Annotated in this window: 10 protein-coding genes; all 10 read left to right on the forward strand. The window is 67.1% G+C overall.

Features of this window, described 5'->3' with window-relative positions; all coding sequences use genetic code 11:
* Positions 1 to 179 precede the first annotated feature (179 nt).
* The 10 genes from ACGTNF_RS13930 (at position 180) to ACGTNF_RS13975 (ending at position 13,248) form a co-directional block, all read left to right on the forward strand.
* Complete coding sequence (locus tag ACGTNF_RS13930) at positions 180 to 1,382, forward strand: quaternary amine ABC transporter ATP-binding protein (protein ID WP_394602194.1); 1,203 nt, start codon at positions 180 to 182, stop codon at positions 1,380 to 1,382.
* Positions 1,382 to 2,221 (forward strand): ABC transporter permease, encoded by an 840-nt coding sequence (locus ACGTNF_RS13935; protein ID WP_394602195.1) that lies wholly within the window; start codon positions 1,382 to 1,384, stop codon positions 2,219 to 2,221. Before ACGTNF_RS13930 ends, ACGTNF_RS13935 begins: the two co-directional genes overlap by 1 nt.
* 82 nt (positions 2,222 to 2,303) lie before the next feature.
* Positions 2,304 to 3,164 carry a glycine betaine ABC transporter substrate-binding protein gene (locus ACGTNF_RS13940; protein WP_394602196.1) on the forward strand — a complete coding sequence of 287 codons (861 nt, stop codon included), beginning with the start codon at positions 2,304 to 2,306 and terminating at the stop codon, positions 3,162 to 3,164.
* Positions 3,165 to 3,490: 326 nt separating this feature from the next.
* Positions 3,491 to 3,913, forward strand: coding sequence for a universal stress protein (locus ACGTNF_RS13945; protein ID WP_394602197.1), 423 nt, complete (start codon positions 3,491 to 3,493; stop codon positions 3,911 to 3,913).
* On the forward strand, positions 3,913 to 5,613 hold the full coding sequence (locus ACGTNF_RS13950) for a BCCT family transporter (RefSeq protein ID WP_394602198.1): 1,701 nt from the start codon (positions 3,913 to 3,915) through the stop codon (positions 5,611 to 5,613). The genes ACGTNF_RS13945 and ACGTNF_RS13950 overlap by 1 nt, the downstream gene beginning before the upstream one ends.
* Positions 5,614 to 6,129: 516 nt before the next feature.
* A complete protein-coding gene (locus ACGTNF_RS13955; RefSeq protein ID WP_394602199.1) occupies positions 6,130 to 7,476 on the forward strand; it encodes a UDP-glucose dehydrogenase family protein in 1,347 nt (448 codons plus the stop codon).
* A gap of 9 nt (positions 7,477 to 7,485) precedes the next feature.
* Positions 7,486 to 9,405, forward strand: a complete 1,920-nt coding sequence (locus ACGTNF_RS13960; RefSeq protein WP_016855446.1) for a glycosyltransferase — start codon at positions 7,486 to 7,488, stop codon at positions 9,403 to 9,405.
* Positions 9,406 to 9,451: 46 nt separating this feature from the next.
* Positions 9,452 to 11,017 (forward strand): PilZ domain-containing protein, encoded by a 1,566-nt coding sequence (locus tag ACGTNF_RS13965; RefSeq protein ID WP_394602200.1) that lies wholly within the window; start codon positions 9,452 to 9,454, stop codon positions 11,015 to 11,017.
* Between the two features lie 65 nt (positions 11,018 to 11,082).
* Positions 11,083 to 11,967, forward strand: coding sequence for a polysaccharide lyase (locus ACGTNF_RS13970; RefSeq protein ID WP_394602201.1), 885 nt, complete (start codon positions 11,083 to 11,085; stop codon positions 11,965 to 11,967).
* Between the two features lie 54 nt (positions 11,968 to 12,021).
* A complete protein-coding gene (locus ACGTNF_RS13975; RefSeq protein ID WP_394602202.1) occupies positions 12,022 to 13,248 on the forward strand; it encodes an alginate lyase family protein in 1,227 nt (408 codons plus the stop codon).
* The last annotated feature ends 21 nt before the right edge of the window (positions 13,249 to 13,269 follow it).

Here is a 13,269-nt window from a genome sequence, read left to right on the forward strand (position 1 = left end):
GACGGCTTCGATTTTGGCGACATTCGGCACCATTCGAACTTTGTTTGATTCAACGCTACCGTGTTGCGTTTGATTTCGCGTCAACGCAGCCGGCTGGCATGCTGGCGTCACCCTACATCACAACCACTCGCCCACCCCTGCCGTTCAACGCAGGCACGGGCGTCGACCAAGGTTCGCCAATGAGTGACAACCGAAACGTCAAGATTCGGGTCCGCAACCTCAGCAAGGTCTTCGGCAACCAGCCGAAGAAGGCGCTGGAACTGCGCGACCAGGGGCTGAAGCGCCCCGAGATCCTCGACAAGACCGGCCAGACCTTGGGCCTGTCGAACATCGACTTCGATGTCTACGAAGGGGAACTGCTGGTGATCATGGGGCTGTCCGGCTCCGGCAAGTCGACCCTGATCCGCTGCCTCAACCGCCTGATCGACCCGACCGAGGGCGAGATCGTCATCGACGGGCAGAACATCCCGAGCCTCAAGGAGAAGGAGCTGCTGGAATGTCGCCGCCGCCACTTCTCCATGGTGTTCCAGAACTTCGCCCTCTTCCCCCACCGCACCGTGCAGCAGAACGCCGAGTTCGGCCTGGAGATCCGCGGCATCGATGCCGGCGAACGTCGTGAGACCGCCCGCAACGCCCTCAAGCAGGTCGGCCTGGACGGCTGGGAAGACGCCCTTCCCCGCCAGCTGTCCGGCGGCATGCAGCAGCGCGTCGGCCTGGCTCGGGCGCTGGCCAACGACGCCAGCGTGCTGCTGATGGACGAGGCCTTCTCGGCCCTCGACCCGCTGATCCGCGGCGACATGCAGCAGGAGCTGCTGCAGCTCCAGCACCGCATGAAGAAGACCACCGTCTTCATTACCCACGACCTCGACGAGGCCCTGAGCATCGGCGATCGCATCGTGCTGCTCAAGGACGGCGAGGTGGTGCAGATCGGCACTCCGGAGGAGATCCTCACCGCCCCCGCCGACGACTATGTCCGCCGCTTCATCGAGGGCGTCGACAAGTCGCGCATCCTCAGCGCCGAGAGCGCCATGCGCAAGGTGCGCTCCACGGTGCGCGACACCGATGGCCCGCGCACCGCGCTGCGCAAGATGCGTGACCACAGCCTCGATTCCATCTACATCCTCGACCGCGACCGCCGCCTGGTCGGCCTGATCGACGCCGATGGCGCCAGCCAGGCGCTGGAGGATGGCAAGCAGACCGTCACCGAGGTGATGACCCAGGAATTCCGCAAGGTCACCCGGGAGGAGCCGCTGCACAACCTGTTCGCCATGTTCAGCGAGAGCCGCTTCCCGATCGCCGTGGTAGACGACGACCAGGTGCTGCAGGGCGTGGTCGTGAAAGGCGCCGTCCTCGATGAACTCGCACAGGCAGGAGACCACTGATGGCTATCGAATTTCCGCGCATGCCGCTGGGCGACTGGATCGAGAACGGCCTCAACTGGCTGACCAGCGAGTACTCCACCGTGACCCGCGGCATCTCGCGCATCACCCAGACCGGCATCGATGGGCTCAACGATGCCCTGATGTGGCTGCCCGACTGGTCGCTGCTGGTGATCATCGCCGGCCTGTGCTGGTGGCTCGCCAACGTGCGCCTGGCCATCGGCGCCGTCGCCGGCCTGGCACTGATCTGGAACCTCGGGCTCTGGGACCCGATGATCGAGACCCTGACCCTGGTGGTGATCGCCACCCTGGTGGCGGTGGTCATCGCCCTGCCGGTGGGCATCGCCGCCGCGCTCTCCGAGCGGCTCTATCGGACGATCATGCCGGTGCTGGACTTCATGCAGACCATGCCGGCCTTCGTCTACCTGATCCCGGCCATCCCGTTCTTCGGCATCGGCTCGGTCTCGGCGATCTTCGCCACCGTGATCTTCTCCATGCCGCCGGCGATCCGCTTCACCACCCTGGGGATCCGTCAGGTCCCCACCGAGCTGGTGGAAGCCGCCGACGCCTACGGTGCCACCCGTGGCCAGAAGCTGTTCAAGGTCCAGCTGCCGCTGTCGCTGCCCACGGTGATGGCCGGCATCAACCAGACCATCATGCTGGCGCTGTCGATGGTGGTCATCGCCGCCATGATCGGCGCCGACGGCCTGGGCAGCGAGGTCTGGCGCGCCATTCAACGCCTGCGCCCGGGGGATGGCTTCGAGGCCGGCATCGCCGTGGTGATCCTGGCCATGCTGCTCGACCGCCTCACCCAATCGCTGCGCAAACGTGGCAAGGCCTGATGATCGGCCGTTGAACGCCCGCCGGTTGAATCCGGCGGTGTGTCTCAGCATGCTCGTGAACACATTCCGAAGGAGAATCATTATGCCGAAGCAACCGATGCGCATCGCTGGCCTGGCCCTCATCGCCGGCGCCAGCCTGACCGCGGCGACGGCCCAGGCCCAGGACAAGGGCAGCGTTCACCTGGCCTACGTCGAATGGGCCTCGGAAGTCGCCTCCACCAACGTGGTGCGCGCCGTGCTGGAGCAGGCCGGCTACGAGGTCGAGATGACCTCGCTGTCCGCCGCCGCCATGTGGCAATCGGTCGCCACCGGCGATGCCGACAGCATCGTCGCCGCCTGGCTGCCGACCACCCACGCCGACTACCTCGAGCGGGTCAGCGATCAGGTCGACGATCTGGGGCCGAACCTCGACGGTACCAAGCTCGGCCTGGTGGTGCCCGCCGATAGCGACATGAACTCCATCGCCGACCTGAACGACCACGCCGATGCACTGGGCGGCAAGATCACCGGCATCGATCCGGGCGCCGGCCTGATGAGCCTCACCGAGGACGTCATCGACGCCTACGAGCTGGACCTCGACCTGCAGAGCGGCAGCGGCGCCACCATGACCGCGGCCCTGCAGACCGCCATTGCCAACGACGAGCCGATCGTGGTGACCAGCTGGACGCCGCACTGGATGTTCGCCCGCTGGGACCTCAAGTACCTCGAGGATCCCCAGGACGTCTATGGCGGCGCCGAGCAGATCCATACCATCGCGCGCGACGGCCTCGAGGAAGACATGCCGGGCGCCTACGCCATCCTGGACGCCTTCGAGTGGACGCCCGAGCAGATGGGCGACGTCATGCTCATGAACCAGGAGGAAGACTCCGACCCCTACGAGAACGCCAAGCAGTGGGTCGAGGACAACCAGGACCTGGTGCAGGAGTGGCTGCCGCAGTCGTGATGACGGCCACATGACAGCCAGGGGGAGGTGTCTCACGGGGCACCTCCCCCTTGCATGTCGGGCGCCGTCGTCAACGCCGCGAGCGCACACGGAACCGGACGCGTCGCAAATTGCCGGTTATCAGTCCTTTTCTATTTGATTAGAATCCCTTGTCCGATCGAGCCCCGCGCCGTCGGATGACCACGACAATGACAACAAGGGCAACGCCTCCCCGGACGACGCCGATGACCGCGCCGCGGCCGTTGAAAGCGCGGCACGCTCGAATCGCCGTCCAACGGCCACACTGAGCGTGTGAGCGCGGACGCAACCCAACAAGGAGCGCAGGCATGTTCAAGAAGATCCTGGTGCCGGTGGACCTGGCACACCCCGATGTGTTCGAACCATCGCTGAAGATCGTCGCCGATCAGGCCCGGCATTATGATGCCGAGGTCTGCTACGTGGCGATCATCGCCAATACCCCGGGCAGCGTGGCCCGAACCCCGGACGAGTACCAACAGAAGCTGGAGGCCTTCGCCCAGGAGCGCGGCCAGGTGCACGGCCAGCCGGTCAGCGCCAAGGCGATCGTCTGCCCGGATCCCATCGCCGATCTGGATGATGTGCTGGTCAAGGCGATCGACGAGCTGAGCGTCGACCTGGTGATCATGCAGACCCATCCACCGAAGCACCTGGATGTCGTGCTTCCTTCACACGGCGGCAAGATTGCCACCCACACTGACGCATCGGTGTTCCTGGTCCGCCCACAGGACTGATGCGCCCCACTCGTTCCTCGACGTCAACAAGGAGAGATCCCGTGTCGAACGACAGTAAAGCCCCCGAGGGGGGCCCCGGCGAGGGCATTCCCGCCCCGGAAGGTCCGGCCAACCTGATCGATACCGATTACGTGATCGGCCAGGACAACATCACCACCAACAAGTTCGGCCTCGATGTCGATCTGCACGGCAAGGTCTTCACCGTGTCGTCGCTAGTGATCCTGGTCTTCGTGATCCTGACGCTGGCCCTGCAGGCCGAGATCGAGCCGATCTTCGACGCCATCTTCAGCTTCCTGACCGGCAACCTCAGCTGGGTCTTCCTGCTCGGCGGCAACATCTTCGTGCTGGTCAGCCTCGGCATCGTGCTCTCGCCGCTGGGCAAGGTGCGCATCGGCGGTGCCAATGCCACGCCGGACTTCAGTTACGCCGGCTGGTTCGCGATGCTGTTCGCCGCCGGCATGGGCATCGGCCTGATGTTCTACGGCGTCTCCGAGCCGCTGACCCACTTCGGCACCGCCCTCGACGGCACCACCGTGGAGAACGGCGTACGCACCGACTGGGCGCCGCTGGGCGCCGCCGCCGGAGACGAGATCGCCGCCCAGAAGCTGGGCATGGCCGCCACCATCTACCACTGGGGCCTGCACCCCTGGGGCGCCTACGCCATCGTCGGCCTGGCACTGGCGATCTTCGCCTTCAACAAGGGCCTGCCGCTGACCATGCGCTCGATCTTCTACCCGATCCTGGGTGAGCGCGTGTGGGGCTGGCCGGGACACCTGATCGACATTCTGGCGGTGTTCGCCACCCTGTTCGGTCTGGCCACCTCGCTGGGCCTCGGCGCCTCCCAGGCGGCCGCCGGCCTCAGCTACCTGTTCGACGTGCCCAACAGCAACATCACCATGGTGCTGCTGATCATGGGCATCACCGCCGTGGCGATGTGCTCGATCCTGCTGGGCGTCGACAAGGGCGTGCAGCGCCTGTCGCAGCTCAACATGGTGCTGGCCTTCCTGCTGCTGGTGTTCGTGATCATCGTTGGCCCGACCCTGCTGATCGCCACCGGCTTCTTCGAGAACCTGGTCGCCTACGCGGTCAACCTGCCGGCGCTGGCGATGCCCTTCGGCCGTGAGGACGCCAACTTCAGCCAGGGCTGGACCGCCTTCTACTGGGCCTGGTGGATCTCCTGGTCACCGTTCGTCGGCATGTTCATCGCCCGCGTCAGCCGCGGCCGCAGCGTGCGCGAGTTCCTGACCGCCGTGCTGCTGGTGCCGACCCTGGTCTCGGTGCTGTGGATGACCGCCTTCGGCGGCACCGCCATCGATCAGGTCATCTCCGACGGCTTCCAGGGCGTCCAGGACGCCGCGCTGGAGATCAAGCTGTTCGCCATGCTCGGCCAGCTGCCGCTGTCCTCCATCACTTCCTTCGTCGGCATCATCCTGGTGATCGTGTTCTTCGTGACCTCCTCGGACTCCGGTTCGCTGGTCATCGACTCGATCACCGCCGGCGGCAAGGTCGACGCGCCCAAGCCACAGCGCATCTTCTGGGCCATCATCGAAGGCGCCATCGCCATCGCCCTGCTGCTGGGCGGCGGCCTGACGGCCCTGCAGACGGCGGCCGTCTCCACCGGCCTGCCCTTCACCATCGTGCTGCTGCTCGGCTGCTACGCGCTGGTCAAGGCACTGAGAAGCGAGCCCAAGGGCAACTGAAAGACGCCCTGATCTCGACGAGAAAGGCGGCCTTCGGGCCGCCTTTTTCGTTGGCGCGTCGGTCCCGAGCGTCACCGCCATGGCGCCGATCGGACCGAGTGTCGATATGATGCAACACCTATACATCCTTGTTGTCTAATATAGATTTTTTCTCTCGTCGGTCGATGGCGTTCAGGCCGCGCCCCGCGGACCTCTGCGCCGTTTTCCGACGGTGCCGTCAGAGCGCGACAGCCCACGCCGACGCCGCCTCATCGTCCCCCTCCTGCCCCGGCTGACACGATACGCTGTTGGCGTATCGCGACACTTTTCCCCTCCCGGCACGCTGCAGACGGGTCGCCACACGGTGACACCTCGACAAAAAACAACATAGGAGACTGATACAAAAGACTTTATTCCATTGCGGCCCGATGTTTGCTCCTTTACCTGGCAGATCCACGGACGCCCATGACGCACCCTCCCCACCAGGGGCCTGGGACAGGACGTTCGTTTCCGACCACGACCAGGAGCAAGACGCCCATGAAGATCACCATCTTTGGTTCCGGATACGTAGGACTCGTCACCGGCGCCTGCCTCGCCGAAGTCGGCCATGAAGTGATGTGTGTCGATGTGGACGCCGACAAGGTGGCCCGTCTCAGCCAGGGCGAAGTGCCGATCTACGAGCCGGGCCTCGAGACGCTGATCCACCAGAACCTGGCCGCCGGCCGCCTGCACTTCACCAACGATGCCAAGGCCGCAGTCGAGTTCGGCCTGCTGCAGTTCATCGCCGTCGGCACGCCGTCGGACGAGGACGGTAGCGCCGACCTGCGTCACGTGCTCAAGGTCGCCGAGACCATCGCCACCCACATGACCGAGTACCGCATCATCGTCGACAAGTCGACGGTACCGGTCGGCACCGCCAGCAAGGTGGAGCGCACCGTGGCCGCCACCCTCGAGGCCCGCGGCGCGGACATCGAGTTCGACGTCTGCTCCAACCCCGAATTCCTCAAGGAAGGCGCCGCCATCGAGGACTTCTCGCGCGGCTCGCGCATCGTGGTGGGCACCGAGTCCGAACGCGTTCGTCAGGTCATGCGCGAGTGCTACGGCCCCTACAACCGCCAGCGCGACAAGCTGATGTTCATGGGCGTGCGCAGCGCCGAGCTGACCAAGTACGCCGCCAACGCCATGCTGGCCACCAAGATCAGCTTCATCAACGAGATGGCCAACCTGGCCGAGCGCCTGGGCGCCGACATCGAGGAAGTGCGTCACGGCATCGGCAGCGATCCGCGCATCGGCTACCACTTCATCTATCCGGGCTGCGGCTACGGCGGCTCCTGCTTCCCCAAGGACGTCAAGGCGCTGGCCCACACCGCCGAGGCCGCCGGTCATCCGGCCCACCTGATCAACGCCGTCGAGCAGGTCAATGCGCGCCAGAAGAGCCGCCTGTTCGAGATGCTCAGCGATGCCTTCGACGGCGATCTGGCCGGCAAGACCATCGCGCTGTGGGGCCTGGCCTTCAAGCCCAACACCGACGACATGCGCGAGGCCCCCAGCCGCGCGCTGATGGAAGCGCTGTGGCAGGCCGGCGCCCGGGTCCAGGCCCATGATCCCGAGGCCGCCGAGGAGTGCCTGCGGATCTACGGCAACCGCGAGGACCTGGACCTGACCGAGAACCGCGACGAGACCCTCGAGGGCGCCCACGCGCTGGTCATCTGCACCGAGTGGAAGGCCTTCCGGACCGTCGACTTCGGCCGCCTGCGCGAGCGCCTGATCGAGCCGGTGGTGATCGACGGCCGCAACCTGTTCTCTCCCGAGAGCGCCAAGGCGGCGGGGCTGACCTACTACGGCATCGGCCGAGGCGCCTCCATCCGACCCGTCGTCGCCTGAGGCCTCGCCATGTCGAAGCTCCCCGACCACACCTCCGTCGCCAGCAAGGTGACGGAGGTCACCGCCCTGCTGCTGCTGCTGGCCCTGCTGGTGCTGCTGCTCTCCGAGCTGCCGTCGGAGGTCTTCTCGCCGGCGTCGAAGAGCTTCTTCTTCGCCATCGGGGCCATCGGCGCCTGGCGCTACTCCTGGTGGTTCGTCCAGGCGCTGCGCTCGGTGTGGTACAACCGGCGCATCTTCCCGCGGCTGCGCGCCGAGGCGGACGCCGCCGGCGAGGCCGGCAAGCCCAGCGAGCTGTACGTGCTGTGCACCTCGTTCCGCATCGATGCCGACGTCAGCTATCGGGTCTACGAGGCGCTGGTGCGCGAGGTCCGGGACTACGGCGTCCCGACTACCATCTTCGCCTCGCTGGCCGACCGCACCGACGTCGACATCATCACCCACGTGATGGACGACCTCGGCTGGCCGAGCAACATCGAGCTGCGCTACATGTTCCAGAAGGGGGACGGCAAGCGCTCCGCCATGGCGGAAGTGCTGCGCGCGATCTCGCGTCGCGCCCCGGCCCCGGATGCCCTGCTGGTCTCGATGGACGGCGACATCCTGCTCGAGCCCGAGACCCTCGAGCGCTCGCTGTCGTTCTTCCGCACCAACGAGGACCTGGGCGCGCTGACCACCAACAACAGTGCCATCGTCACCGGCGGCGACGTCACCAAGGAGTGGTACGACCTGCGCTACGCCCAGCGCCACCTGGTGATGAGCTCCGGCTCGGTGTCGCGCCGGCTGCTGGTGCTGACCGGCCGCTACAGCGCCTTCCGCCTCGACCTCGCCACCCAGCCGAGCTTCATCGAGCTGGTCGAGAACGACCGCGTCGACCACTGGCGCTTCGGCAACTTCAAGTTCCTCTCGGGGGACGACAAGTCGACCTGGTACTGGCTGCTCAAGAACGGCTGGCGGATGCTCTACCTGCCGGACGTCTACGTCACCGGGTTCGAGGAGCTGCCGGACCGTCGCCGCTTCTTCAAGTCGACCACCGACCTGATGCGCCGCTGGTACGGCAACATGCTGCGCACCAGCGGCCGGGCGATCGCCCTGGGGCCGCGCCCGATGGGCATGTTCACCTGGTGGAGCCTGGTCGACCAGCGCCTGTCCATGTGGACGACCCTGATCGGCCCCACGGTGGCGATCCTGGTGACCCTGTTCGTGCGGCCCTCGTTCATCTTCGCCTACGCGCTGTGGATCCTGTTCACGCGCAGCATCTCGACGCTGATCCTGGCCTGGCAGCGCGGGCGCTTCAGCCTGCTGTGGATCCCGCTGATCTATTACAACCAGGTCTTCGGCGCCCTGCTCAAGACCTACGTCAGCTTCCGCTTCAACCGCCAGAAGTGGTCGCGCCAGGGGATCTCCGCCGGCGAGCCGGACGACCCGGCCGCGGTCAACCGCCAGCGTCGCATGGGCCACGTGCTGCACGGCGCCTTCATCGCGGTGATGCTCTACGTGCTGGTGCTGGCCACCGGGGTGCTGCAGCCGCCGGATCGCACCGCCATGGCCATCCTCCAGGGCCCCGCCGCCGAGGCCGAGGCCCAGACCGGCACGGCCAATCGCTGGATGGCGATGATCCTGGCCGACGGCTCCCCCAGCGGCAACGTCACCCTGCCGCCGGAGCGCCTGGCGCTGGACGAGGGCCTGCTGGACATCGTCGCCACCACCGAGCGCATGCGGACCGAACGACTCACCGGCGCGCCCGGCGACGAGCCGACCACGCTCGAGATCAGCCCCGAACTGGCCCGTCATGTCCACGACGCCAGCGGTCGCCCGCTCGACGCCGGACAGCTCGCGACCTGCCACACGACCCTGGGCTGCGCCCTCGAACTCGACGGCCGCAAGGTGGCCCTCGTCGACCTGAATATCAGCGTGCAACCCGGCCGCTCCTGACCTCGCAGGACGCCGCCGGGAGGCAACCATTGGAGAGAGACTCCCCATGACCGATTACTACGCCGACAATCACGATCGAAGCGAGCCCACGCTGGGCGATCAGCGCCAGGACGGCCGCGGCGCCAGCGGCCAGGCCGACCGTCGGGGCCAGGGCGCCGACCAGACACCCGGCGCCGGCATCGCCCACGAGCGCCGCGACGAGCGTCGCTACCTACGCGTGAAGCGCGCCTTCCAGGTCAAGATGGACGACGGCCAGGGGTTCGACGGCGTCGACCTGTCCCAGGGCGGCTTCGCGATCCACAGCCAGCGGCCGATCCGCGAGGGCGCCCGGGTCCAGGCCTCGCTGCTGCTGCAGGCCGGCGGCGCCGAGATGACCGTCCCCGTGACCGCCGAGTGTCGGCACTGCACGGCCGGCGAGCGAGGCCACACCGCCGGCTTCGAGTTCACCGACATCAGCCCCGGCCACCAGGAGCTGCTGCGCCGCCTGATCCGCGCCAGCCTGAGCGGCCGCGAGATGGACCTGGAAGGCCTGATGGCCGGCGAGGACCCGCAGACCCCGCGCAAGCGCGGCGGTGCCGGCCAGCCGCAGCCGGCCCAGCGTCCGCCCAAGCCGCTGGGCCGCTATGTGGCGCTGTTCATGGCCATCGGCGTGCTGGGCCTGGTGGCGGCGGCCACCGCCTACCGCAACTTCATGCTGATCGAGCCGAACTTCGCCGCGGTGACCGCACCGCGCATCGACATCCGTGCCCCGGGTCCGGGCATCCTCCAGGCCCATGACCTCAAGGCCGGCGACCGGGTCGAACGCGACGCGAAGCTGACCAGCGTCAAGAACGTCGACCTCGAATCGGACCTGATCCTGGCCAAGGCCGCCCAGAGCTACAACAGCCAGCTGATCGAAAATCTGCAGAACAACATCGATGGCGGTGCCAATCAGGTCAGCCTGGCCAACTCCGCCAAGCCGGCCAACGGCGAGTCGGTGAGCTTCGAGACGGTCTCGCCGGAGATCGCCCAGGCGCGCATCGACCAGTTCGAGACCGCGCGCGACTTCCAGAGCTCGCGGATCACCGCGCTGGAAGCCCGCCAGTCCCAGAACGAGGTCTACAGCCCCTGCAACTGTCTGGTGGCCTGGGCGCTGAGCAGCTCCGACGGCACCTACATCAACGAGAGCGAGCGCATCATGACGCTCATCCGCACCGGCGACAACGACATCATGGTCGAGGCGCTGGTGCACATGGATGACATCGATCGCATCGGCCCGGACCAGCAGGCCTACATCTCGCTGCCCAACACCGCCGGCCCGATCAGCGCCCGGGTGCGCAGCGTGGCGCTGGACATCGAGCGCCAGCCGCGTGCCGGCTTCCCCAGCTGGGTGCGTCAGCAGCAGAACGTGGCCAGCGTGCTGCTGGTGCCCGAAGAGCCGCTGCCGGCCGACGCCGTCGGCACCCCGGTGGACGTGCGCTTCACCGAGACCCCGCTGGTCGGCAGCGCCGCCGAATGGGTCTGGCAGGGCGCCCGCTCGGTCGCCCAGCTGGTGGACGGCCTGGTCGACGGCGTCACCGGCGCCAACGACGACGAGGCGCCGCTCGCCGACGGCGAACGCCAGGCGAGCTGAGTCCGAGCGCCCTATCACGAGGACATCCCGGCCGCCCGCGCGGCGGCCTCCGACCGGAGCCCGATATGTCAGCCGAACACGTCATCCCGAGAAAGCGCCCCCTGGCCCTGCTGATGCTGGCCCTGCTGCCCGGCCTGAGCGCCCCGGCCCTGGCCGAGGGCAAGGGGCCCGCGATCACCTCACCGAGCGTGGCCGCCTGCTCGACCCGCTATCCGCAGGTCGCCGCGCCCTCCCCTGCCCTGCAGGCCGAGGATGCCCAGGCCGCCATCCGCGAAGGCTTCGCCACCCAGCGCGACTGGGGCACCGAGAACGCCGAACGCCTCGCGGCCGGCGAGACCGGCCTCGATGAGGCCGGCCTGCGCATCCACTACCCCGAGGGCACCTCGTCCCCCGGCGATACCGAGACGGGCGGCGCCGGCTTCTATGCCGCTCCCGACGCCCTGGCCGGCGCCGAGCGCGCCTGCCTGCAGTACCGGGTACGCTTCGAGCCGGGCTTCGACTTCGTCAAGGGCGGCAAGCTGCCCGGTCTTTACGGCGGCGAGGCGCCCAGCGGCGGCGAGGAGGCCGACGGCGAGAACGGCTTCTCCATGCGCTACATGTGGCGGGCCAACGGCCAGGGCGAGCTCTACGAGTATGCCGTCGACCAGCACGAGGACTACGGCAAGTCGGTCGGCCGCGGCCGCTGGACCTTCCCCACCGGCCAGTGGGTGACCCTGGAGCAGGAGATCATCCTCAACGATCCCGGTCAGGAGAACGGCGTGGCCCGCGTGTGGGTAGACGGCCAGCCGATCCTCGAGCAGCGCGGCATCGTCTACCGCACCGACGAGGACGTGACCATCGACGGCCTGATGTTCTCCACCTTCTTCGGCGGGCACGGCAAGGATTGGCGCACGCCCCGTGACCAGCACGTCGACTTCGCCGGCTTCCGCTTCTATGCCCCCCGTTCCTGATTCCGAGGACTCTCGATGTCTCTGTCTCCATCAACCCGCCTAGGTCACGGCGACATGCCCCGTCGCCTGCTCGCCGGCCTGTCCCTGGCCCTCTGCGGGCTGGGCGCGGGCGGGCTGACCACGGCCCAGGCCATGACCCTCGAGGAGCGTGCCGAGCTCGACCTGTCGAGCTACGAGGTGACGGATCCCGACGCCTCCTATTTCGACGTCGAGGCGCGCAGGGCGCAGCTCGAGGACACCGACAACGCGATCCTGCTGCAGGAGATCGACCAGCTGTCGACCGGCACCAGCTGCTCGCAGCTGCTGGCGTACAAGCCGATCAACACCCGCATGCGGATCCCCGGCTACTACCCCAGCCCCGATGAGTGGGAACTGGCCTCGGAGCCGCTGTTCCAGTTCGAGGACAACGTCTCGCACCTGGCCGGCAGCTACATGGCCACCGGCGATGACTACTACGCCGAATGCCTGGTGCGCTTCCTCGACAAGTGGTCGCAGGACGAAGCGCTGACCAACTTCTATTACGACTCCATGGAGCCCCAGGCCTGGTTCGCCACCGAATCGATGATCTTCGCCGCGGCCATGGCCTATTCAGTGGTGCGCCCCGAGATCGAGGGCATGGAGGAGGAGCGTGAGCGGGTCGAGGCCTGGCTCAACGACCTGGCCCACCAGCACTCCGACATCCAGGGGCAGCCCGGCAACAGCTGCTGCAACAACCACTTCTACCGTCGGGCCCTCTACGGAACCATGGTCGGCGTGCTGACCGAAGACAACGATCTGTTCCGCTTCGGCGTCAGCGCCATCTACTCGGCGCTGCACGACATCACCGACGAAGGCGCGCTGCCGATGGAGATCGCCCGTGGACGCCGCGCGACCCACTACCAGAACTACGCACTGCTCTACCTGATCACCAACATGCAGGTCATCGCGCACCAGGGCTACGACATCTTCGACCTGGAGGTGGACGGCCACGGCATCCAGGACGCCGTCGACTTCGCCCTGGAGATCTTCGCGGATCCCGCCGCCCTCGGCGACATGGCGCCCCACGAGCAGTACACCGGCTTCCTCAAGGACAGCCAGTACTTCGCCTGGATGGAGATCTACCAGTCGCGCTTCCACGATCCGCGGATCGCCGACTTCGTGCGCCGGCAGCGTCCCATCTACAACCGCAGTGCCGGCGGCTACATGACGCTCTACTTCATGGACCCCGACGCCCAGCAGAACATCGTCATGGATGAGACCCAGCGCGAGGACGCCGCGTTCAAGGGCCTGAGCGAGCAGTGAACGCTCGCTCCGACGTTCATC

This window comes from Halomonas sp. B23F22_10 (assembly GCF_043496975.1).
Classification (GTDB): Bacteria; Pseudomonadota; Gammaproteobacteria; order Pseudomonadales; family Halomonadaceae; genus Halomonas; species Halomonas smyrnensis.